This window comes from Mesorhizobium sp. M1365 (genome assembly GCF_040317865.1).
GTDB lineage: Bacteria > Pseudomonadota > Alphaproteobacteria > Rhizobiales > Rhizobiaceae > Mesorhizobium.
On record NZ_JAMYLG010000009.1, the window covers coordinates 78,930 to 102,578 of the forward strand.

Below are 23,649 nucleotides of genomic sequence, written 5' to 3' on the forward strand. Positions count from 1 at the left end.
TAGGATGTCAGATCCCGAACAGCAAAAGGTCGAAAAAATGACCGCTCACGCTCAAGTCATGACGCGCGATTACGAACTCGGCGGCCGCGCTGCAGCGGCCACCGTGGCCGCTATGATCGCGGCTCTTTTCGCCGGCAGCACGGCGCTGACGCCGCTTTACATCATCTACAAGCAGGTCTTCGGCTTCTCACAGATCACTTTGACGCTGGTCTACGCCGTCTATGTCATCGGCAATCTGGCGGCGCTGCTGATGTTGGGGCGTGTGTCCGATGTCATCGGGCGCCGTCCAATGGCATTGGCCGGGATGGCGGTGGCCGTGGTCAGCGCGGTGGTTTTCCTGTTCGCTGAAAATGTCGCATGGCTCGACATCGCCCGAATTCTGAGCGGACTGGGAATCGGCGTCGGCGCGGGCACCGGCACCGCCTGGCTCGCCGAATTGCTCCCGACCGACGACAAGTCACAGGCGGCGACGATTGCCACCAGCACCAATTTTCTCGGCCTCGGCCTCGGTGCGCTGGGAGCCGGGTTGCTCGCCGAATACGCGCCTTGGCCGCTCAGGCTGACATTCGTCGTCTACCTGGCGATGCTCGCGACTGTAACCCTGCTGGTCTGGCGCACGCGGGAAACCGTTTCGCGGCCGGGGAAACTGGCTGACGTTTCGATGCGGCCGCGCCTTTCCGTGCCCGATGCCATCCGCGCAAATTTCGTTGCGCCGGCGGTGACCGGCTTTGGCGCAATGGCGCTGGTCGGCTTTTATGCAGCACTCGCACCGAGCATTTTGGCGCAGCAACTGCAGGTAACCAACCATGCCGAAGCCGGCGCTCTGTTCTTTGAATTGGCGATCGTGACGGCCGCCACCATTGTAGCGACGGCACGTCTTTCGAGCCGAGCCGCGATGTTCGCGGCGCTTGCGCTGATGATCCCAACCGTCGCGCTGATTGTTGCGGCGCAGGTCTTCGCCTCGATGACCATAATGATTGCCGGCACCGCCTTGTGCGGCGTGGCGGCAGCGCTCGGCTATCGCGGCGGCTTGCAAGTGGTGAACGAGATCGCGCCGGCGGACCGGCGCGCCGAAGTCGTCTCGGCCTTCTTCATCTGCTGTTTTTGCGGCAACGCGCTGCCGGTCATCGGCATCGGCGTTCTGTCGACGGTGGCAGGTGCGACCGCGGCAAGCCTGGCCTTTGCCGGCATGATTGTCGTCTTTTCCCTGGTCGCTCTCGGGTTTGGCGCGAAATACGCGCGCTGAGCCGACCTTTCAGCCGTTCGGTGTCTCGGGCGAAAGGTGCGCGCGCTGGCGCGGTACGCCGAGGCCGGTATCCGGCGGTTCGCCGGCAGCCGGCCGGCTCTCGATCATGTGCAGGCTGCGCCAGCGGCCGAAGCGATAATAGGCCGCGGCCAGCACGAGCGAGGTTACAGAGCCAGCCGGAAAGCTCCACCACAGAGCTTCCTCGCCGATCACGCTTCGGAAGAAATAGGCGAAGCTGGTGCGCACCAGCAGCACCGAGATCACCAGGATGATCAGCGGCGGCATCACCGCGCCGGTGGCACGCACGGTGGCGAAGAGCACGATGGTGATGCCGAACAGGATGAAGGACCACGACGCGATCTTGTTAATGTGAGTGGCGATGTCGATTGCTGCACTGTCGCTGCCAAGGAAGAGGCTGAGCACCGCGCGATCGAATACGAACAGCAGCGCGACGAGCATCCCGGTGAGCACAAGGTTGAAGCCGACGCCGGAGGTGGCGATGCGTCCAATCCGGTCCCAGCGCCTGGCGCCGACATTTTGCGCCGCCATGGACGACACCGCGGCGCCGATGGCGAGCGCCGGCATCTGGATATAGGTCCAGAGCTGTGCGGCTATGCCGTAGGCAGCCGCGACCTGCGAGCCGTACGAGTTGACCATGCCCATCACCGTCAGCGCCGCGGCCGAAACGACGATCATCTGCAGGCCCATCGGCACGCCCTTGAAGACGACGATGCGCAGCAGCGCCGGGTCCGGCCGCAGCAGAGCGAGATTAGCGCCGGCCAGCCGCAGCGGGTGCTTGCGCGCATAAAGCACGATCAGGATGGCAACCACGCTTACCGTCTGGCCGATCAGCGTCGAGGTGGCCGAGCCGGCGATGCCGAGTTCGGGGAACGGGCCGATGCCGAGGATGAGCAACGGGTTCAAAGCGACGTCGAGCATGACGGCCAGCGCCATAAAAAGGAAAGGCGTGCGCGAATCGCCGGCGCCGCGCAGCACCGTCATGACGAAGGACAGCAGGTTCATCATCGGCACGGCGAGGAAGATGATGCGCAGATAGGAGCGCGCCAGCGGCAACGCGTCGGCCGGCGTGCCGAGCGCATCGAGGATCGCATCGACCCAGATCCAGCCGCAGACCGCGAACACCACCGAGACGAGGAAGAAGAAGGTGGCGCTGGTTCCGACGATGCGCCGGGCTTCGGGCAGGTCACGAGCGCCGACGGATTGTGCGACCAGGATGGTCGCCGCCATGCCGATGCCGAAGACGGTGCCGAGGATGAGAAACAGCACGAGGTTGGCATTGGACGTGGCGGTCAGCGCCGCTTCACCGAGGAAACGGCCGACCCACACGGCATTTATCGAGCCGTTGAGCGACTGCAGCACATTGGAGCCGAGCACCGGCAGGGCAAACAGCAACAGGGTGCGCGGGATAGGCCCACTGGTGAGGTCGCCGGTCTGCCGGCGCGGGGGCATGTTGTCGTCCATGGCAGGCAACTCGGCGAAGGCTTGTCTGAGTCCGCAATGATTGCCGATTTAACGGGAGAGGTCGATGCGGCGCTGTAAATTCCGCCTGGCGTGCCTTGATCTAAGCATTTCTCAACCTTCCGGAATCGTATATTGATCCCGCACGCGTGGGGCCGCATTTTCCTGGATCTCATGGGTAGGCCGGGGGGCTCATGTCCGATATTCCGTTGTTTTTTGAGCGCCTGAACCGGCGCGCCTTTCTTGGTGCATCCGCTCTGGGCGCGGCCTCCGTGGCTCTTTCGTCGTGCACTACGACGGACGTGGCGGCGCCGGTGCCCGCGGCACCAAGCGATCCGGCTTTCGGCGATGCCGCAAGCATGTATGCCGCGCGCATGGACGAGGGCTATCAACTGCCGGCAATCCCGGTAGCCAAGGTCGATCCGAAATTCGTGCGTCAAATCGTGGCCGACCCGACTGGAGAAAAACCCGGCACGATCGTCGTCGATACTTCCGAGCACTTCCTCTATCTGGTGCGCGACGGCGGCAAGGCAATTCGCTATGGCGTCAGCCTCGGCAAGGCCGGTTTCGGATGGACCGGCAGCGCCGTGGTACAGGCGAGGAAGAAGTGGCCGGTCTGGACGCCGCCGCCGGAAATGATCCAACGCCGGCCGGAACTGGCGAAATACAAGGACGGCATGCCGCCCGGCCCGCAGAGCCCGCTTGGTGCCCGCGCGCTGTATCTCTTCCGTGACGGCAAGGACACGATGTATAGGCTGCACGGCACGCCGGAGTGGGATTCCATTGGGAAGAACGCTTCCTCCGGCTGTGTGCGCTTCATGAATCAGGACATTATCGACCTCTACAGCCGCGTCGACGGCGTCGCGCCGGTCTTCGTGCGCCCGAACCTGTCGGCCGCCGGGAAGATCGCCGCCGTGTCGAACAGGACGGCCGAGCCGATCGATGCCGGCGTGCCAAAGGACGCGGAGATGTTGAGGTAAGTGCCTTCGACTGGATCGTCAGTCGCAGGTTTTGCAACGCACCAGGACACCGTCCTTGCGCGGGCGAGCCGCAACTGAAGGGCACGACCGCTCAATCGCGCCAGCTCAGGCGGACGCGTTCCGCGCGTCCGCCTGTATGGGTGCCGCTACTTCTTGGCGAGGCCTGGGAGCGTGACCTGATAGACCAGGAACATGGTGTCGACATCGGCGCCATCCTCGGCCTTGTAGGCCGCGCCTACCTGGAAGCCGTCCTGCGTGAGGAAGTCATTGTCATTGGCGACGAACAGGAAATAGTCGTCGGGCAGTGTCGGATCGAGGACGCTCACCACCGACATCGCCTCCCACTTCTCCGAAAGGTTGTTGCGGTCGTTGGGCGCGCCATTGTGCAGCCCGAAGCGGCCGAGCTCGGTCTTGTCGTTGATGTCAATGAGCGGCGTCAGCTTGGCCGGCGTCACCGATGGATCGAGCTCACCCTTGGGCGCCAGCGGCTTGTCCTTGTCGAATTCTGTGCCGGCGACATCGGTTGCCGCAGACAGATCGACGACGCTGATCTCGCGGTGGAGCGAGGTGTCGCCCTTCAGCCCCTGGCCATTGCCGCTGTCGCGCGCCAGCATCAGGAAGGTCTTGTCCGACAGCGCCACGATTTCGCTCTGCGCGGCGATCTTGGTTTTGCCCTTGGCATCGGTGAACACCGGCAGCGGCACGACATATTCATGCGCGAGCTTGAGCTGGCCGGGATCCGAGGCATCGTAGACCAGCGCGCGCGTGTTCTGACGCGTCGAGGCGGAATCGCCGCCATCCTGCCTTGGGGCCGACTGCAGCACGGCAATCAGGAACTTCCCGTCCGGCGTCAGCGCCATGCCTTCGAGGCCCTGGTTGTTCTGACGGCCGGTTTCGGGATCCTTCGGATCCGGGTCTGCCGCGCCAAGTCCCGGATTGTTGGAAGCAAAGTTTGGCGTCCCGTGACGCATCGGGACAAGCGCCGCCGGCGGCTGCGTTGCCGACATCAGACGCCCATCGGCGGAGAAGCGGTAGATGTTCGGACCGTATTCGTCCGAGATGAACATCGTGCCGTCGGGCAGCCGTGCGATCGCTTCGTTATCGAGCGCGAGCTTGCCGTTGGCTTCGGGCAGGATCGGCATGTCGTCGGTCGCGGCACGCACGCCGTTGAGCGGATCGAGGCCGGTTGCGTCGGCGCCCTTGTCGTCGGTCAAAAGCATGGTGTCGGCAAGCGTCGCCTTGAGGCCCGATTGTTCCTGGCCGGTGGCCGGCACTGCACCCGGCGCGATCGGGGCGAACTCGAGGGCGATCGTGTTGAGGCGCGGGCGGTAATCGGTGGTACCGACGACATTGTAGCCGCGGTCCGGCAACAGCCATAACGAGCCCTTATAGCCATCGGCGCCATGTGTCCAGCCGGCAGCGTCGATCGACATGCCCGAGCCGGAGCCAAACGTCTCGCCGAACTTGTCCTTCTGGCTGGCCGGGATGCGGCCGACACCGACCAGGCCCTTGTTGACGAAGCCGACGCCGCCGACGGTCGCGGCGTTTTCTGCCAAGGCCGGGGTCAAGGCGGTGAACATCGCCAGCGCGACGGCGAGGGACGCGGTTCGGAGCAGGTTTTTCATGGATATCCTCTTTTGAGACAAAGCTGCCGGGATCTGAAAAAGCGCCGCGTGGCATCGAGGATGCCGCGAAAGCCTTCGGAGAAGCGATCTAGGACTCGAACATGATACTTGCGTGACAGTGCCGCGCTTGCTTGTCCCCCCGTGGTCGCAACTGGCCTGGGTATGGCGAATTCGTCGTCGCCGAGCGAGCAATTAACAACTTTACAAATAATCTTTCTAATGTAAAGTTATGACAATGGAAGGTCCCCGATGACTGCCTATCGTTTCGCCACCCGCCTCAATTCCTTTGCCTCGCGGCCACAGTCCGAGTGGCCCGATCTTGTCGGCAAACCGTCCATGCTGCAAATGGCGGCACGTGCGGCGAAGGTTGCGGAGTTGACCGATCTCGACCTCAACTTTCCCGACCATGTCGATGAAAAGCCTGCGGCAATAGCGCGCAAACTCGGCGATATCGGGCTTTCCATCAATGGTTTCGCCATGCGCTACTATTCCAATCCGGCTTTCAAGCTCGGCGCCTTCACCAACCCGGATCCTGCCATTCGCCGCGAAGCCATCGACCTGACCAAGGCCGGCATCGACGCCACCCGCGAGGCGGGCGCCAGCCTGATGACCTTGTGGCTCGGGCAGGATGGCTTCGACTATGCCTTCCAGGTGGACTACGCAGCGCTCTGGCAACACGAAATCGATGGCATTCGTGAAGTTGCGGCGCATGATCCGGGCTGCCAAATCAGCCTTGAATACAAACCCAACGAGCCGCGCTCCTACAGCCTGATGCCAGATGCGGCGACTACATTGCTGGCGATCCGCGAGATCGGCCTGCCCAATCTCGGCGTGACGCTCGATTTCGCCCATGTGCTCTATGCCGACGAGCAGCCGGCCTTTGCCGCAGCACTCGTGGCGCGCCATAGCAAGCTGCTCGGCGTGCATCTCAACGACGGCTACGCCAAGCGCGACGACGGCCTGATGGTCGGCGCCGTGCACACGCTGCAAACGATCGAGCTGCTCAGGCAGATCCGTCGAGACGGCTACGCCGGCGCCATCTACTTCGACACGTTTCCCGATATGACCGGGCTCGACCCGGTCCACGAATGCGAAGTCAACATCGCGACCGTCAAGCGCATGCTGCGCGTCGTCGATCGGCTGGACGGGGACAACCGCCTGTCAGCCGCCGTCGACCGTCAGGACGCGATCGCCTCGCAGGCCATCATCCAGGAAGCCATGCTCGGGCCGGACAGCTGAGGCCGGCGGCATAGACCGTTTTTCAACAAGGGAGGAAGACCATGAAATTTCTACTTGCCACCGCTGCCGCTGCCCTGATGGCACTGTCCACCGGCTCGGCTTTTTCCGCGGACCTCGCGCCGCTCAATTCCGACACCGAGAAGGATCGCATCGACTGGTCGCAGCTCGAGGCCAGGTTCGGGGCGTTCCCCAAGCTGCCCGAGGGTACCAAGGCCGGTGCGGTCTCCAAGACGCTGACCAATGAATACTGGCGCTCGCTGGGAGAGGGCTACAAGTCGTTCGGCGACCGCACCGGCGTGCCCGTCGTCTACCAGGCAGCGCAGAGCGAGGGCGACCAGCTCGGCCAGCTCACCATCGCCGAAGGCCTGGTCACACAGGGCTACAACGTGCTGCTCGTCTCGCCGCAGACCGACTCCAACCTGCAGCCGATTATGGAACAGGCCAAGGCGGCCAACGTGCCGGTGGTCAACGTCAACGACGCGGTCATCCCGCAGGCCGAGCATTATGTCGGTAATGTCCAGCGCGACAATGGCGTGCGCGTCGCCAAATGGTTCATCAAGAACCGGCCGGACGGCGGCAAGGTCGCCATCGTCGAGGGCCAGGCCGGCGTCTACGCCGCCGTCCAGCGTACCGACGGTTTCAAGACCACGATCACCGAGGCCGGCAAGTTCGACGTCGTCGCCAGCGTCCCCGGTAACTGGGATCGCCAGACCTCCTACGACGCGGCCACCAACATCCTGCAGCAGCACCCCGACCTGATCGGCTTCTATGCCAACAATGACGGCATGGCGCTGGGCATCGTCGAGGCGGTCAAGGCTGCCGGGCTGCAGGACAAGGTTGCGGTCTTCGGCACCGACGGCATCTCCGACGCCTATGCCTCGATCCGCGCCGGCGAGCTGACCGGCACCGTCGATTCGTTCCCGGTGCTGACCGGCGAGGTGGCGCTGGAATCGGCGCTGCGGCTGGTGGCCGGGCAGAAGCTGCCGCGCGTCGTTGCCACGCCGCAGGCGCTGATCACCAAGGACAATGCCGACCGTTACTCCGGCGGCGGCGATGCCGTGCGCAAGGCGCTGCTCGAGGACGCGGCAGCGGGCCAGTAGAGCAGGGCCGGCAGGTGCCGGCCTTGGGTCGGCACCTTGCCTGGAGAACCGAAGCAATGTCAGCGCGGCTGCAATTCGAGGGCATTTCCAAAGAGTTTCCGGCTGTGCGGGCGCTGAGCGAAGTGTCGTTTTCGGTCGGCGCCGGCGAGATCCATGGCCTGCTCGGTGAAAACGGCGCCGGCAAATCGACGCTGCTGCGCATATTGTCAGGCGTCTACCGGCCGACGGCGGGAAGCGTGCTGATCGACGGCAAACCGGTGACGCTGAACAACCCGGTCGCGGCGCGCGCCGCCGGCGTGGCCATGATCCATCAGGAATTACAGCAGGTGCCACGCCTCAGCGTCGCCCAGAACATGTTCCTCGGCCATCCGTTGAGGCGCGGCGGCGTCTTCGTCGCACGGCGCGAGCAGGAGAGCCGCGCTGCGGAAGCGTTGGCCGCCATCGACCCGACCATCGATCCGGCAGCCCCGCTTGGCAGCCTGAAGGTGGCGCAGCGGCAGATCGTCGAGATCGCGCGGGCGCTGCTCGACCGCGCCAGGATCGTGGCGATGGACGAGCCGACGTCGAGCCTCACGCCGAGCGAGTTCGAACGGCTGGCGGAAGTTATTGCCGGTCTGGCACGCGACGGTGTCGCGGTCGTCTATGTCTCGCACAAGCTGGACGAGGTGTTCGGCATCTGCCAGCGCGCAACCATCATGCGCGACGGCGTTGTGGTCGAAACCGTCGATCTTGCAAAGGTGTCGGAAAGGGCCGTCGTTTCGATGATGGTCGGCCGCGAGCTTGCCCAGGAACAACACCGCTCGCATGCTTCCCCCGAGATCAGGCTGAGCGTGCGTGGCCTCGCCTCGGCAACCAAGGTCCGTGACGTTTCGTTCGACCTGCATCGCGGCGAGGTGTTGGGCATTGCCGGCCTGGTCGGGTCCGGCCGCACCGAGCTGCTGCGGCTGCTGGCCGGCGCCGACCGGACCTCATCAGGCGCAATAGAGATCGACGGCAAGGCGGTAAAGCTTTCCAGTCCGCGCGACGCGATCGCGGCCGGAATCGGCCTGGTGCCGGAGGAGCGCAAGCGCGAAGGCATCGTGCCGTTGCGGTCGATCTCCAGCAACATGGCGCTGGCCTCGATGGGCGTGTTCGCGCCGCGCGGCGTCATCGATCACAAAAGGCTGAAACGGGTCGCGGCCGAGAAGATGAAGCGGGTCAATCTCAGGCCGTTCCTGCTCGACCGGCCAATTCGGCTGTTCAGCGGCGGCAACCAGCAGAAAGCGATCATCGGCCGCTGGCTGGCGGCGGGAACGCGGATCCTTCTGTTCGACGAGCCGACGCGCGGCATCGATGTCGGCGCCAAGGCGGAGATCTACCACCTGATCGAGGAACTCGCCGCCGAAGGCCATTCGGTAATCGTCGTGTCGTCCGAACTCCCCGAGGTGATCCGGCTCGCCGACCGCGTGCTGGTCATGCGCGACGGCACGGTCGCCGCCGAACTGGGCCGCGCAAGTCTCAGCGAACAGGCGATCGCCGCGTACGCCATACCCCAAACGGAGATTGAGGCCGGCAAGGCGCAAGGCCATCGGGCCGGTGCATAACGGACAGGACCAGCGGATGACCGATATAACCCAACACACAGCAGCGCGCCCAAGGGCAGATTTCCTGCACCGGTTTTCCGTGCGCGACGCCGGCACGCTGATCGGCCTGGTGGTGATCCTTGCCGTCTTCGGGGCGCTGGTCCCCGGCTTTTTTGCCGAGCGTAACCTTATCAACATCCTGCAGCAGTCGAGCATCAATGCCTGCCTGGCGTTGGGCATGACGCTGGTCATCATCTCGGGCGGCATCGACCTGTCCGTCGGGCCGACGGCAGCCCTTTCGGCGGTCATCTCGGCCTCGATGCTGGTTGCCGGAGTGCCGTTTCCGCTGGCCATCGCCGCCGGCTTCGCCATCGGCCTCGCCTGCGGACTGCTCAACGGCGTGCTGGTTGCCTATGTCGGGCTGCAGCCCTTCATCGTCACGCTGGGAACGCTCAGCACCTACCGGGCGCTGGCGCTGATCTATACCGGCGGCAATCCGGTGCTCGGCCTGCCTGCCGGCTTCCGTGCCATCTTCAACGGCTCGCTGTTCGGATTGCCGTTGGCGGTCATCATCGTGGCCGTGGTCGCGCTGATTGCCTGGATCATCCTCAAGAAGACACCGTTTGGCGAATATCTGCTCGCCGTCGGCGGCAATGAGGAGGCGGCCTACATAGCCGGCGTGCCGATCGCCCGCACCAAGATCGCCGCCTATATGATCTCGGGCCTGCTGGCAGCGCTTGCAGCGCAGATCCTGATCGGCCGGCTGGGTGCGGCCGAACCCATTCTCGGCAATCTCTGGGAGCTCGACGCCATAGCGGCGGCGGCGATTGGCGGTGCCTCGCTGATGGGCGGCAAGGGCAGCGTCGTCGGCACCATCCTGGGTGCCGTCATCCTTGGCAGCATGCGCAACGGCCTGACGCTGATGAACGTGCAGTCCTTCTATCAGCTCCTGGCAACTGGCCTTATAATCCTCGCCGCGATGCTTATCGATCGCGTGACGAGGGGACGTGGATGACCTTGACCGGGCTGGACCTGAAAGCAGTAGGACCGCGCATTCGCATGATGATGCCGCATCTGACGCCGCTCGAGGCGAAGGTGGTTGAAACGGTCTTCGGACGGCGCGGCTTCGACGAGACCATACCGCTCAAGCAGATCGCCGAGGAGGCCGGTGTCTCGGAGGCGATGGTGGTCAAGATCGCCAAGAAGCTGGGTTTTTCCGGCTATCGCGACTTTCGCACGGCGGTCTATGAATACAGTCGCCTACCGACCGCCGAGATGCATCAGGAGCTGTCGGTGGACGACAGTTCGGCCGAGATCGTGCAGAAGGTGTTCCGCACCTCCATCCAGGCGCTGGAGGAGACGCTCGCCATCCTCGACATGGACGATTTCGACCGTGCCGCCGATCTGCTTTACCGCGCCAGGAACCGCGATTTCTACGGCGTCGGCGGTTCGGCGCAGATCGCACGCGACGTCTCGCACAAATTCCTGCGCATCGGCATCCGCACCTCTGTCTATGACGATTCGCACATGATGCTGATGTCGGCCTCGCTGCTCGGCGCCGACGACATCGCCGTCGGCTTCTCGCATTCCGGCAACACGAGCGCTGTTATCGACGCCATCCAACTTGCGCGCAAAAGCGGCGCGCGCACGCTGGCCATCACCAACTATGACAACTCGCCATTGGCAGCCGTCGCCGACATCGTGCTTTGCTCGACCGCCCAAGGCTCGCCGTTGATGGGTGAGAACGCAGCGGCGCGCATTGCCCAGCTCAACATTCTCGACGCGCTGTTCGTCGCGGTCGCGCAACGCGACTACCAGGCGGCGGAGCGCAATCTCGGCCGCACCATGTCTGCGGTGACGTCGAAACGGAAAGACAAGAACTCATGAAAGGCAAGCGGCTCGTGAAAGTCAGGGGCACATGACGGCTCCTCCGCCGCTGGTGACCGTATTCGGCAGCCTGCATTACGATATCATGGTCGAAGCCCCCGATCGCCCACGCAAGGGCGAAACGGTCACCGGCCATGCCTGGCATCCGAAATGCGGCGGCAAGGGCGGCAACCAGGCGGTGTCGGCAGCGCGGGCCGGCGTGCGTGCGGCGATGATCGGAGCTGTCGGCGACGATGATTTCGGCCGCGCGCTTCTCGACAATCTCGATCGCAACGGCGTCGACCAGCGCTTCGTGGGAGTGGCTTCGGGCGCCGGCTCGGGCATGAGCGTAGCGATTTTCGACGACAGCGGCGACTATGGCGCGGTGATCGTCTCGGGCAGCAATCTCACTCTCGGCGAAAAGGACATTACTGAGGCGGCCGAGCTGATCGCGCAAACGGCGGTTCTGCTGCTGCAAAACGAGGTACCGGAAGCCGCCAACATTGCCGCGGCGCGAGCGGTGAAGGCGTTTGGCGGCCGCGTCCTCCTCAACGCGGCACCCGCCCGAAACCTCTCCGCCGAGCTGATCGCGCTCACCGACATCGTCGTCGTCAACGCCATCGAGGCGGAGTTCCTGGCCGGCGTTTCGGTCGTCGACACGCTCGAGGGTGCTGCGAAGGCGGCCGGCATGCTCGTCGGTTTCTATCCGGCTGCAATCGTCACGGCCGGCGGCGAGGGCGTTGCGTATTGCGGCCGCGACGGCCAGGCATTCGCCTTGCCGGCGATGCCGGTGGAGGTGGTCAGCACCCACGGTGCCGGTGATGAATTCGTCGGCGCCTTTGCGGCGGGGCTTGCGCGTGGAGAGCCCGTCGAGGCGGCACTTGGCGCCGCCAATGCCGCCGCTGCCTCGCTGGTCGCAACGCCGGAGCGCGGGCGCGGGGGTCTTGATCAATCTGAGCCTGCTCAGTGACCGCCGCGATTCAATCGCTGTCGCGCGCGATCAGTTCCAGTGGCCAGACTTCACGGATGATGCGTGCGCCTTCGGCGCCGGCGTAAGCCGGGATCGATGCCAGCAGCATTTCGGCCAACCGCTCGCCCATCGGCTCGAGCGCCGGGCGGAAGCCGGTCAGCGCCGGCGAAAAATAGCGGCAGAGCGGGGTGTCGACGATGACGATCACCGCAACGTCGTGGCCGGGCCTGATGCCCGCCTCGGCCAGAGCCTTGCAGCCGCCAAGCGCCATCGCGTCGTTGTTGAAGATGATGGCCGTCGGCGGGTCCTTGGAGTGCATGACCTTCGGCGTCACCGCGTAGCCGCCGGCCTCGTTGATGAAGCCGTCGGCGATCAACGCGGGGTCGAATTCGATGCCGTGCCGCCGCAACGCCTTGCGATAGCCGGCGAGGAACAGATAGCCGAAATTGAGGTCGAGCGACGGGCGGATGGCGGCGATGCGGCGGTGACCGCGCGCGACGAGACGATCGACCGCGTCAGCCCCGGCTTTTTCGAAATCGAGGTCGAGCGAGGGATAGGAATCGCCGCCGGAGCGGCTGCGGCCGAGCGTCGCGAACGGGAAACCGGCCTGGGTCAGATAGTCGATGCGCTCGTCCTCGCGCCGCGTCCAGGCCAACACCACGGCATCGGCCCGCCGCGTCTCGACGACACGGCGCAGGCGCTCCTGCTGATAGTCGCCCGGCGCGCCCATCACCACGATCAGGTCGAGGCCGCTTTCGGCGAGCTTGGCCTGCAACCCGGTCAGGAACGGAATGAAGAACGGCTCGCCATAATCCTGGTCGCCCGGATGCGGCTGCAGCATGAAGGCGATCGAATGGGTGGCGCCGCGCCGCAGGCTGCGGCCGGACTGGTTCGGCGAATAATTCAGCTTCTTGGCCGCATCGAGCACGCGCTGGCGTGTGTCGGCATTGACGTCGGCGCGGCCGTTGAGCGCGCGCGACACCGTGCCGATGGAAATATTCAGGTGACGTGCAAGGTCGTGAATGCTGGACGCCAAAGGACAGTTCTCCCCCTTGCTTGGCTAGCACCGGCTGCTCTCCGGGCCAAGCCGACGCCACGATTTTTCACAGCCGGCCAATTGACATTCTACGCCATCGGGTGTGTTCTCGTAAACGTTTACGGAAGAACGTTTGCGGCTCTGCCGTGAACGCCGTGGCGATCGGTCTGGAGGGGCCGAGAGGGAGGAGTGCTGGATGATCAATGTCGTCCTGGTCGGCTGCGGAGCGATGAGCAAGGCCTGGCTCGATGCAGCCAAGCAGATCGACGGGCTCGCCATTGTCGGCCTAGTCGATATCGACGCCGAAAGGGCGCGGGCAAGGGCGCGCGAATACGAGCTTTCCGGCGCCGTCATCGGAACCGAGCTCGACGCCGTGCTCGACCAGACCAGGCCCGCCGCGGTATTCGACGTCGTGGTTCCCGCCGCCCGCCGCGAGGTCGCGCTTTCCGCCTTTGCCCACCATTGCCATCTCTTGACCGAAAAGCCGCTCGCCGACAGCCCGGACAATGCGCGTGCCATTGTCGAGGCGGCCCGCAGCGCCGGCCGCATCCATGCCGTCGTGCAGAACCGCCGCTATGTCGCCAACGTCAGGCGCATCCGGCGCTTTCTCGATTCCGGCGCCATTGGTGCGCCAACCAGCATCCACGCCGATTTCTTCGTTGCGCCGCATTTCGGCGGTTTTCGCGAAGAGATGCGCCATGTGCTGCTGCTCGATATGGCGATCCACACATTCGATGCAGCCCGCTACATGGTGGCCGGCGAACCGGCCGGCGTCTATTGCCAGGAGTGGGAGCCGGTCAATTCCTGGTATCGGCAAGGGTCGTCGGCAACCGCAAGCTTCGACCTCGGCGGCGGCAAGCTGTTCACCTATGCCGGCAGCTGGTGCGCGGCCGGCTTCCGTACCAGCTGGGACAGTACATGGCGGATCGTCGCCGAGCGCGGCAGCATTGTCTGGGACGGCGCGGACGGGTTGAAGGCGGAAGTCGTGCGGCCGGTCCGTGAAGGCCTGTTCGACCGCACCGAATCGATAGCCGTGCCGCCGCTCGACCCGGCCGATCGCGTCGGCGGCCATCTCGGCATCCTCCAGGATTTCGTCCGCGCCGTCGAGACCGGCACCGAGCCGGAGACGCGCGGCGCCGACAACATCAAGAGCCTGGCCATGGTTTTCGCTGCGATCGAGAGCGCCGAGACCGGGCGCCGGGTCGCTATCGCTGCACAGGAAGGATCATGATGCCAAACCCGCTGCTCGACATCAGGATCGGCACAATGGTGCGGGCCAATCTCGACGACCCGGCCGCCTATGTCAGGCAGATCCTGCCGCTCGGCTTCGAGAGCATCCAGCCGTTCTTCTGGCAGACGCTGGGCGGCAAGGACATTCCACGGCTGGCAGGCGAGATCCGCGAGGCGATCGGCGATGCCGATGTCGTCGTCTCGTCAATCGGCGTGTTCGGCAACCCGCTGGAGAGCGGTGAAGTCGATCGCGGCGTGCTCGAGGCGTGGGAAACGATCATCGACAACGCGCATCTGTTCGGCACCAATGTGGTCAGCGGCTTTACCGGCCGCATCCGCGGCAAGCCGCTGCCCGACAGCCTGCCGCGCTTCCGCGAGGTCTGGGGGAAGCTGGCAAAGCGGGCCGCCGACAAGGGCGTGCGCATCGCGTTCGAGAACTGCGCCATGGACGGCAACTGGGCCAGCGGCGACTGGAACATCGCCCACAATCCGGACGCCTGGGAGCTGATGTTCAACGAATTGCCGGACGACAATCTCGGCCTGGAGTGGGAGCCCTGCCACCAGCTGGTCTATCTGATCGATCCGATCCCGCAGATCCGCAAATGGGCGCCGCGTATCTTCCACGTCCACGGCAAGGACGCGACGGTGCGCTGGGACGTGATCCGCGAACATGGCGTGTTCGGCCGCCTGCCGTTCGTTCAGATGCGCACCCCTGGCTTCGGCGATAGCGACTGGACGCGGGTGATCAGCGAGCTGCGGCTGGCCGGCTACAAGGGCGCCATCGACATCGAGGGCTGGCACGACCCGGTCTACCGCGGCGATCTCGAGATCACCGGCCAGGCGCGGGCACTGGACTATCTCCAACAATGCCGGGGAGGCGCGAGCTATCTGCCGAACCCGGTGTGAGGCTAATGCATGTCGCGCAAAAGTGCCCAGCGGTTTTGCGATAACGACATGCATAAAACAGGACAAGCCGGCGGGAGGTGCCGGCCAGCGAAAGATTGCGGCGCAATGCCGAAGCGATCGTCAACACCCCTCGGCTAGCGAGGGAACAAAGGGAGGATAAGTGCATGAGCATTACGATGAGAAGGACAGTTCTGCGCTCGACCGTCGCGGCGGCCGCGATGGCGCTCGCCGCCGCACTCTCGACCTTGCCGGCGCAGGCGCTCGATGCCCAGTGGTGTAAGGATGTCCATATCCGTTTCTTCGTCGGCGGCGCCGAGGGCGATGCCTTCGGCACAATCGTCTATAATGGCGCGAAGCAGGCCGCGGCCGATCTCGGGCCGAAGGTCGACTACATCTTTTCCCAGTGGGATGTCGAGAAGATGGTGCAGCAATTGCGCGAGGCTGTCGCGGTCAAGCCCCAAGGCATCGCCATGATGGGCCACCCCGGCGACGCCGCGATCATGCCGCTGGCCGAACAGGCACACAAGGACGGCATCAAGATGATGTATCAGAACGTGCCGGTGCCGACGGTCACGGCGGCGTTCGGTGGCGGCTATGTCGGCGCCCAGCAGGAGCAGCAGGGCCGCGCGCTCGGCGCCGAGGCGGTCAAGCTGGCCGGGCTCAAGGCCGGCGACAAGGCAATCATGATCGGCCCGTTCGAGAACGAGAGCCGCGGCGCGCGAGAACGCGGCACTGTCGCTGCCCTCAAGGAAGCGGGTGTCGAGGTCATACAGCTCTCCTCGCCGCCGAGCGGCGAATGGGCTTCCGACCCAAATCTGGCCCTTCCGGTGATCACCGCGGCACTGCTCAACAATCCCGACGTCAAGGCGGTTGGCTATCCCGGCGGCCAGATGCTGGGCAATGTGCCCACCTATATGCAGGCGGCGGGCAGGAAGCCGGGCGATATCTTCAACTTCGGCTTCGACACCAGCCCGCAGATCGTCGAGGGCTTCAAGGGCGGCTGGGTGCAGCTGACGGCCGACCAGCAGCCGTTCCTGCAAGGCTATCTGCCGATCCTCAGCCTCTGCCAGCAGGTTGTGCTGGGTCTCGCACCGATGAATGTCGACACCGGCGCCGGCTTCGTCACGCCGCAGAATTACGAGATCGTCGCCGAGCTCGCCAAGCAGGCGCTGCGCTGACCTCCCAAGCCGCCGGCCGGGATCGAGCCCGGCCGGCGGGACCGCCGGCGAAAAGGCCGGCACGCGACAATCAAGCGAGGATCGCCATGGCCGAACGCATCATCGAACTGCGCGACATCACCAAGTCCTACGGCCAGGTCTATGCGCTGGGCGGGGTTAATCTCAGCGTCGATCGCGGCGAGGTGGTCGGCCTGATCGGCGACAATGGCGCCGGCAAGTCGACGCTGATCAAGATCCTGTCCGGCGTGGTCAAACCGACCAGCGGCGAGATTCTCGTCCGCGGCAAGCCGGTGACCGGATGGAACCCTGCGCGCTCACGCGACGCCGGCATCGAAACGGTGTTCCAGGACCGGGCGCTCGCCGTGCAGCAGACGATCGTGCGCAATATCTTCATGGGCCGGGAGCTCACCGGCTGGCTTGGCTGGCTGAAGGTCAACAAGGAGATCGCGGAGGCGAGCCGGCTGATGCGCGAGATCGGCTTCACCTCGAAAGTGTTCACGCCACAGTCGATCGTCGGCCAGCTCTCGGGCGGCGAACGGCAGGGCGTGGCGATCGCGCGGGCCATCTATAAGAAGGCGGAGCTGATAGTCCTCGACGAACCGACGACCGCGCTATCGCTGACCGAGACCGCCAAGGTCTTCCACTTCGTGCGCCAGGTGCGGGCGAGCGGGCGCTCGATCCTGTTCATCGGCCACAATATCCACCACGTCTTCGATATTGCCGATCGCTTCGTGGTGCTGGACCGCGGCAAGGTCGCGCTCAGCGCCGACCGCAGCGAGGTCAAATCGGCCGAAGACCTGATCAATTTCATGGAAGACGTCGCCCACCCCAGCGGATTGCCGGGGTTGCACGACGCGGGGGATTCGGGGAGGGCGGCACGATGAGCAAGACCATGGAACCCGATCTGCAGAGCCCCCTCGGCGGCAGGCATAATGAGGCCGCCGGGAAAGAGTGGAGACACCCGTCCGACAATTGGCTGCGCGGGTTCATCCTCGACAACCGCGCCGCGCTCGGCACGCTTGCCGTGTTCATCGTCATGATGGCGGTGTTCATGATCGCCAACCCGATTGTGTTCACCACCTGGTATCTCTACAGCTCCGTACTCACCACGCTGCCGGTGGCGCTGTTCGTGGTGGTGCCGCTGGTCTTCGTCGTCACCTGCGGCGAGATCGACCTGTCGTTTCCGGCGACGATGGGCTTTGCCTCCTGGGTGTTTGCGCTGGTCGTGCAGGCTGGCTACGACCCGTTCCTCGGCATCGCCGCCGCAATCGTCACCGGCATGCTGCTCGGCTTCCTGGTCGGCTCGCTGGTCGTCTATGGCGGGCTGTCGTCGCTGATCGCCACGCTCGGCATGAATTTCCTGCTGCGCGGCCTGATCCAGATCATCAACGAGGGCAGGTCGACGGCGCTGACCGGCCTTGCCGACAGCTGGGCCTACAAGATCTTCTCCAGCCAGCTTTACGGCATTCCGGTGCAGATCTTCTGGGCCATCGGCTTCGTCGTGCTGTCGGCGCTGCTTTACAACCGCCATCGCTTCGGTGCCCAGGTCAAGGTGGTCGGCGACAATCCAGACAGCGCCCAGCAGATGGGTATCGACGTCAAGCGCGTGCGGGTGAAAGTGTTCGTCTTCGTCGGTATCGGCGCGGCGATCGCCGGCACCTTCTCGGTGATGATCAACTTCACCTGGTGGCCGACGGCGGGCGACGGATACCTGCTGCCGGTGCTGGCATCGGTGTTCGTCGGCGGCACCCCGACCTGGGGCGGCATCGGCACGGTTGTCGGCGGCGCGATCGGCGCGGTCACGGTCTCGTTCATCCAGACCGGCGTCGTCGCGGCAGGCCTGAGCGGCTTCTATGTCCAGTTCTTCAACGGCCTGATCATCATCCTGTCGCTGCTCGGCCATAAGTGGAACCAGGCGCGGTATCGCTAGCGCCCGGCGGCCTCACACCCCGGTGACAAACCCGTCCAGCACGCGTTTCTGGCCGGCCTTGTCGAAGTCGATGGTCAGCTTGTTGCCTTCGATGGCCGAGATGTTGCCGTTGCCGAATTTCTGGTGGAAGACGCGGTCGCCGACGCTGAAGGGGGACGGCGTGTCGGCGACGGATTTGGCGACCAGCTCGCCGTCGATGGTGCGGCCCTTGACCGAGGTGCGGCCGGCGCCGTAGCCGGAGTCGGTTTCGCCATAGCCGATGCGCTCGACCTGGTGACCGGAGCGCGTGCCCCAATTGCGGTCGGTCGCCTCGGTGCGGTTGGCCTGAGCGCGCTGCCAGCCCGGTGTCGCATAGGTGCTGGAGAAAGCGCCGGATTTTTCGGCGCCGTTATTGCCGCCGATGTTGTCGAAGCGCGATGCCCCATAAGGGTTCTGCCTGCCTGCACCTTGGCCTCCACGACCGGAGGCGAACGAGCCGCCGCCATAGGCATTGCCGTAGCCGCCGTAGGAGTTGCCGCTCTCGGAAACTTCGACATGGGCTTCCGGCAGCTCGTCAAGGAAGCGCGACGGGATGGTCGATTGCCAGAGGCCGTGGATGCGGCGGTTGGAGACGAACCAGATGTGCAGGTTCTTCTTGGCGCGGGTCAGGCCGACATAGGCGAGGCGGCGTTCCTCCTCCAGCCCTGAGCGGCCGCCCTCGTCGAGCGAGCGTTGGTGCGGGAACAGGCCTTCTTCCCAGCCGGGCAGGAACACGGTTTCGAATTCGAGGCCCTTGGCCGAATGCAGCGTCATGATGTTGACGGCGTCAAGCTCGGCGTTCTGCTCGGCGTCCATCACCAGCGCGACATGTTCGAGGAAGGAGCGCAGCGATTCGTACTCCTCCATGGAGCGGATCAGTTCTTTTAAGTTCTCGAGCCGGCCGGGCGCTTCGATCGAACGGTCGTTCTTCCACATGTCGGTGTAGCCGCTCTCCTCCAGAATGGTCTCGGCGAGCTCGGCGTGCGGCGTGGTTTCGAGAGCCTTTTGCCAGCGTTCGAAATTGGCCGATACCTCGCGCAGCGCGGCGCGTGGCTTCGGCTTCAGCTCGTCGCTCTCGGCGAGTTTTGCCGCCGCCTCCAGCATCGGGATGCGCAGCGCCCGTGCGGTGTCGTGGATCTGGCGGATGGTGGCCTCGCCAAGGCCGCGCTTCGGCACGTTGACGATGCGCTCGAAGGCGAGGTCGTCGGCGCCTTGTGCGACGACGCGAAGGAAAGCCAGCGCATCGCGGATTTCGAGGCGCTCGTAGAAGCGCGGGCCGCCGATGACGCGGTAGTTGAGGCCGAGCGTGACGAAGCGGTCCTCGAATTCGCGCATCTGGAAGGACGCGCGGACGAGGATCGCCATGTCGTTGAGATTGTGCTTCTGGCGCTGATAAGCCTCGATGGTCTCGCCGACGGCGCGGGCCTCCTCTTCGGAATCCCAGGCGGCGTGGACATGCACCTTCTCGTCGTCCTCGGCGATCTTTTCGGTGAACAGCGTCTTGCCGAAGCGGCCCTCATTGTGGGCGATGAGGTGGGAGGCGGTGCCGAGGATGTGCGCGGTCGAGCGATAGTTGCGCTCCAGCCGGATGATGGTGGCGCCGGGAAAATCCTTGTCGAAGCGCAGGATGTTGTCGACCTCGGCGCCGCGCCAGCCATAGATCGACTGGTCGTCGTCGCCGACGCAGCAGATATTTACGGTGGACAGGCGCGGGCTTCCCTCCCCCTTGAGGGGAGGGTGGCCGGGCGAAGCCCGGTCGGGTGGGGTCCGTGCGGCAGTGCTTGACCTACCGGCGGCAGTGCTCGACGCTCTAGCGGTGCCTTCTGCGGCAACCCCCTCCGCCCGCTTCGCGGGCACCTCCCCCTCAAGGGGGGAGGATTGCGGCCGCTGTGCCAGCAGCCGCAGCCACATGTACTGGGCGGTGTTGGTGTCCTGATATTCGTCGACGAGGATGTAGCGGAAGCGCTTGTGGTATTCCTTCAGCACGTCCGGATTGGCGCGGAAGATGCGGATCGGATGGCACAGGAGATCGCCGAAGTCGCAAGCGTTCAGCGTTTGCAGCCGCTCCTGATAGGCCTTGTAGAGCTCGCGGCCCTTGCCGTTGGCGAAGGCACGGGCATCGCCCTCGGGGATGTCGGCGGGGCCAAGGCCCTTGTTCTTCCAGCCGTCGATCATCTGGGCGAACTGCTTGGCCGGCCAGCGCTTGTCGTCCAGCCCTTCGGCCTGGATAAGCTGCTTGAGCAGGCGCACGACATCATCCGTGTCGAGAATGGTGAAGTCGGATTTGAGCCCGGCCAGCTCGGCATGTCTGCGCAGCAGCTTCACTCCAATCGAGTGGAAGGTGCCGAGCCACGGCATGCCCTCGACATTGCCTTCACCGATCAACAGGCCGATGCGCTGCTTCATCTCGCGCGCCGCCTTGTTGGTGAAGGTGACGGCGAGGATCTGCGAGGGGAAAGCCTTGCCGGTGGCAAGGATGTGGGCGATGCGGGTGGTCAGGACGCGCGTTTTGCCGGTGCCGGCGCCGGCCAGCACCAGCACCGGGCCTTCGGTGGTTTCCACCGCCAGCCGCTGCTCGGGGTTGAGGCCGTTGAGATAATCGGGCGCGTTGTTCTGGTTGCTGCGGGCAGCCATGGCGCGCGCGGCAATGCCCGACGGGGCCACGGGCCGCGCGTTCGGTTCGTCAAAAAAGGGCATGTCTTCCGAAAAGCCGGACATCTCCCCCCGAATGTAGTGATTCGGCAGCGAAAGGCCAGAAGTGTCTCCGTTTTGTTCTCTGTCCAGTCGGTGGACTCACAATCTGGATGGGTCTGCTAACCAAAACGCCGGGCTTGCGATGGGCCGGCACCGTAAAACGCCGAGCTTGCTTGACAGTGGAAGCGGGCCGGAGAAAGTTGCGTGGGGGCAGGAACGCAATGCGGGGTTGCCCATGGACGCGTCGCGGAGCGCACCAGTCGAAGGAGCACCGTCTTGGCTGTGGTCATCACCTCCCTGATCCTTTTCCTCATCGGCCTGGCGATTGGCGGCGGCGGCATCTGGCTCGTGACGCTGGGCGGCAGCTGGTACTACGTCATCGTCGGTCTAGCTTTCCTTGTCGCGGCCTGGCTGCTCTACAGGCGCAGATCCACGGCGCTGTGGCTCTACGCGGCGATCGTGCTCGGCACGCTCGCCTGGGCGGTTTGGGAGATCGGCTTCGACTGGTGGGAGCTCGGCCCGCGCGGCGGCATCATCGTGCTTGTCGCGCTATGGCTGTTGACGCCATGGGCGCGGCGCGGGCTTACCGGTCCCGACGGACGCGCACCGCTTATCCTCGCCGTACTGGCATCGCTTGCCGTCGCCGGTTATTCGATGACGACCGATCCAAAGGATATTACGGGTGAACTCAACACCGACAAGGTGACGCCGACGGCCGATCTTGGCGGCAACGTGCCGGCTGGCGAATGGCACTATTACGGTCGCACGCAATACGGCCAGCGCTATTCGCCGCTCGACCAGATCACCGCCGAAAACGTTGCCAATCTGCAGCCGGCCTGGACCTATCGCACCGGCGACGTGAAAGGGCCCGACGACATCGGCGAGACGACCTATCAGGTGACGCCGCTAAAAATCGCCGACTCGCTCTACATCTGCACGCCGCATAATTTCGCCATCGCCATCGATGCCGCGAGCGGTAAGGAGAAATGGCGCTTCGATCCGCAGGTCAAGCTCAACAAGGACCGCCAGCACCAGACCTGCCGCGGCGTGGCCTATTATGCCGATGCCAAGGTCGCCGCCGGCCAGCCCTGCGCCACACGCATCTACCTGCCGACATCCGACGCCCGGCTGATCGCGCTCGATGCGGCGAATGGCCAGGTCTGCCCGACTTTCGCCGAAGGCGGCACGCTGAACCTGCTCGCCAACATGCCATATCCGAAGCCGGGCTATTATTATTCGACCTCGGCGCCGCTGATCGTCGCCAACAAGATCATCGTCGGCGGCGCGGTCAACGACAATTATTCGACGCAGGAGCCGTCCGGGGTCATCCGTGCCTACGATGCCGACACCGGCGCGCTGTTGTGGAATTGGGATTCGGGCAATCCCGACCAGACGATGCCGCTGCCGCCGGACCAGACCTACACCAACAACTCACCCAACATGTGGTCGACGGCGAGCGTCGACGAGAAGCTCGGGCTGCTATATGTGCCGCTCGGCAACAAGACGCCGGACCAGCTCGGCGCTGGGCGCAGCGCCAATGACGAGAAATTCTCCTCGTCGATCACCGCGCTCGATCTCAACAGCGGACAATTGCGCTGGGTGCGGCAGACCGTGCACCACGATCTCTGGGACATGGACGTGCCGGCGCAGCCGACGCTGGTCGACATCACCACGGAAAGTGGCGTGGTGCCGGCGCTGGTCGGGCCGACCAAGCAGGGCGACCTCTATGTGCTCGACCGGCGCAGCGGCGAGCCGATCGTTCCGGTCAAGGAAGTGCCGGCACCGGGCGGCGCCATCGAGGGCGACCATACCTCGCCGACGCAGCCGGTCTCGGATCTCAGCTTCAGTCCGAAACCGCTGACCGGTGCCGACATGTGGGGCATTACCATGTTCGACCAGCTGGCCTGCCGGATCGAGCTCCGGAAGTTGCGCTATGAGGGCCGCTACACGCCGCCGTCGCTGCAGGGCTCGCTGATCTACCCCGGCAATTTCGGCACCTTCAACTGGGGCGGCGTGGCAGTCGATCCGGTCCGGCAGGTGATGTTCGGCATGCCGACATACCTGGCGTTCATCTCCAAGCTGGTGCCGCGCGCCGACGTGCCGCCGCCCGGTGACACCAAGGGCAGCGAACAGGGCCTGAACCGCAATGACGGTGCGCCTTACGCAGTAATATTGAAGCCGTTCCTGTCGCCGCTCGGCATTCCCTGCCAGGCGCCGCCCTGGGGCTATGTGGCGGGTGCCGACCTTCGGACCGGCAAGATCGTCTACAAGCATCGCAACGGCACCGTCTACGACATGACGCCGCTGCCGCTGCCATTCAAGGTCGGCGTGCCCGGCATTGGCGGGCCGATGATCACTGCCGGCGGCGTCGCCTTCCTCGGTGCGGCGGTCGACGACTATGTGCGCGCCTATGACCTGACGACCGGCAAACAGCTCTGGCAGGCGCGGCTGCCGGCCGGCGGGCAGTCGACACCGATGACCTACACGGTAGCCGACGGACGCCAGTTGGTCGTCATCGTTGCCGGCGGCCACGGCTCGGTCGGTACCAAGCCGGGCGACTATGTGATGGCCTATACGCTGCCGAAATAGA

18 protein-coding genes are annotated in these 23,649 nt (G+C 64.8%); 14 read left to right on the plus strand and 4 right to left on the minus strand.

Going from position 1 to position 23,649, the window contains the following annotated elements; translation table 11 throughout:
* Positions 1-58: 58 nt before the first annotated feature.
* Positions 59-1,246 (plus strand): MFS transporter, encoded by a 1,188-nt coding sequence (locus NKH04_RS13460; RefSeq protein WP_353044432.1) that lies wholly within the window; start codon positions 59-61, stop codon positions 1,244-1,246.
* A 9-nt stretch (positions 1,247-1,255) separates the two neighbouring features.
* Here NKH04_RS13460 and NKH04_RS13465 read toward each other — a convergent pair whose 3' ends face one another.
* A complete protein-coding gene (locus NKH04_RS13465) occupies positions 1,256-2,728 on the minus strand; it encodes an MATE family efflux transporter (protein WP_353044433.1) in 1,473 nt (490 codons plus the stop codon).
* Positions 2,729-2,919: 191 nt separating this feature from the next.
* On the opposite strand from NKH04_RS13465, the gene NKH04_RS13470 reads away from it, so the two are divergent.
* On the plus strand, positions 2,920-3,705 hold the full coding sequence (locus NKH04_RS13470) for a L,D-transpeptidase (RefSeq protein ID WP_352501044.1): 786 nt from the start codon (positions 2,920-2,922) through the stop codon (positions 3,703-3,705).
* Positions 3,706-3,851: 146 nt separating this feature from the next.
* Here the strand turns inward: NKH04_RS13470 and NKH04_RS13475 are convergent, their stop codons facing one another.
* Positions 3,852-5,330, minus strand: coding sequence for an esterase-like activity of phytase family protein (locus NKH04_RS13475; protein WP_352614300.1), 1,479 nt, complete (start codon positions 5,328-5,330; stop codon positions 3,852-3,854).
* Positions 5,331-5,579: 249 nt separating this feature from the next.
* Between NKH04_RS13475 and NKH04_RS13480 the strand changes: the two genes are divergently transcribed.
* From NKH04_RS13480 to NKH04_RS13505, 6 genes are read left to right on the plus strand one after another with little or no spacing between them, the layout of a single operon-like run.
* Positions 5,580-6,569: a TIM barrel protein gene (locus NKH04_RS13480; protein ID WP_353044434.1), complete on the plus strand. Its 990-nt coding sequence runs from the start codon at positions 5,580-5,582 to the stop codon at positions 6,567-6,569.
* A 41-nt stretch (positions 6,570-6,610) separates the two neighbouring features.
* Complete coding sequence (locus NKH04_RS13485) at positions 6,611-7,669, plus strand: sugar ABC transporter substrate-binding protein (protein ID WP_353044435.1); 1,059 nt, start codon at positions 6,611-6,613, stop codon at positions 7,667-7,669.
* Positions 7,670-7,725: 56 nt separating this feature from the next.
* Positions 7,726-9,252, plus strand: coding sequence for a sugar ABC transporter ATP-binding protein (locus tag NKH04_RS13490; protein WP_353044436.1), 1,527 nt, complete (start codon positions 7,726-7,728; stop codon positions 9,250-9,252).
* Positions 9,253-9,268: 16 nt separating this feature from the next.
* Complete coding sequence (locus NKH04_RS13495; protein WP_352456543.1) at positions 9,269-10,246, plus strand: ABC transporter permease; 978 nt, start codon at positions 9,269-9,271, stop codon at positions 10,244-10,246.
* Positions 10,243-11,118, plus strand: a complete 876-nt coding sequence (locus NKH04_RS13500) for a MurR/RpiR family transcriptional regulator (protein ID WP_023721163.1) — start codon at positions 10,243-10,245, stop codon at positions 11,116-11,118. Before NKH04_RS13495 ends, NKH04_RS13500 begins: the two co-directional genes overlap by 4 nt.
* A 31-nt stretch (positions 11,119-11,149) precedes the next feature.
* Entirely contained in the window at positions 11,150-12,067 is a 918-nt protein-coding gene (locus tag NKH04_RS13505) for a ribokinase (RefSeq protein ID WP_352471588.1), read from the plus strand.
* A gap of 10 nt (positions 12,068-12,077) precedes the next feature.
* Here NKH04_RS13505 and NKH04_RS13510 read toward each other — a convergent pair whose 3' ends face one another.
* Positions 12,078-13,103, minus strand: coding sequence for a LacI family DNA-binding transcriptional regulator (locus tag NKH04_RS13510; RefSeq protein WP_353044437.1), 1,026 nt, complete (start codon positions 13,101-13,103; stop codon positions 12,078-12,080).
* A gap of 196 nt (positions 13,104-13,299) precedes the next feature.
* Here NKH04_RS13510 and NKH04_RS13515 point away from each other — a divergent pair, with 196 nt between their 5' ends.
* The 5 genes from NKH04_RS13515 to NKH04_RS13535 all read left to right on the plus strand — a co-directional run bounded on the left by NKH04_RS13515 (position 13,300) and on the right by NKH04_RS13535 (position 18,347).
* Positions 13,300-14,334 (plus strand): Gfo/Idh/MocA family protein, encoded by a 1,035-nt coding sequence (locus NKH04_RS13515; RefSeq protein ID WP_353044438.1) that lies wholly within the window; start codon positions 13,300-13,302, stop codon positions 14,332-14,334.
* Positions 14,334-15,239 carry a sugar phosphate isomerase/epimerase family protein gene (locus NKH04_RS13520; protein WP_502907894.1) on the plus strand — a complete coding sequence of 302 codons (906 nt, stop codon included), beginning with the start codon at positions 14,334-14,336 and terminating at the stop codon, positions 15,237-15,239. The genes NKH04_RS13515 and NKH04_RS13520 overlap by 1 nt, the downstream gene beginning before the upstream one ends.
* A 164-nt stretch (positions 15,240-15,403) precedes the next feature.
* The gene (locus tag NKH04_RS13525) at positions 15,404-16,417 is read left to right on the plus strand and encodes a substrate-binding domain-containing protein (protein WP_023676725.1); all 1,014 of its coding nucleotides are present in this window, start codon (positions 15,404-15,406) and stop codon (positions 16,415-16,417) included.
* A gap of 86 nt (positions 16,418-16,503) precedes the next feature.
* Positions 16,504-17,301, plus strand: a complete 798-nt coding sequence (locus NKH04_RS13530; RefSeq protein WP_353044439.1) for an ATP-binding cassette domain-containing protein — start codon at positions 16,504-16,506, stop codon at positions 17,299-17,301.
* Positions 17,298-18,347, plus strand: coding sequence for an ABC transporter permease (locus NKH04_RS13535; protein ID WP_353044440.1), 1,050 nt, complete (start codon positions 17,298-17,300; stop codon positions 18,345-18,347). The genes NKH04_RS13530 and NKH04_RS13535 overlap by 4 nt, the downstream gene beginning before the upstream one ends.
* Positions 18,348-18,359: 12 nt before the next feature.
* Here the strand turns inward: NKH04_RS13535 and NKH04_RS13540 are convergent, their stop codons facing one another.
* Complete coding sequence (locus NKH04_RS13540; RefSeq protein WP_353044441.1) at positions 18,360-21,083, minus strand: ATP-dependent helicase; 2,724 nt, start codon at positions 21,081-21,083, stop codon at positions 18,360-18,362.
* Positions 21,084-21,335: 252 nt separating this feature from the next.
* Between NKH04_RS13540 and NKH04_RS13545 the strand changes: the two genes are divergently transcribed.
* Positions 21,336-23,648, plus strand: coding sequence for a glucose/quinate/shikimate family membrane-bound PQQ-dependent dehydrogenase (locus NKH04_RS13545; protein ID WP_353044442.1), 2,313 nt, complete (start codon positions 21,336-21,338; stop codon positions 23,646-23,648).
* The last annotated feature ends 1 nt before the right edge of the window (position 23,649 follow it).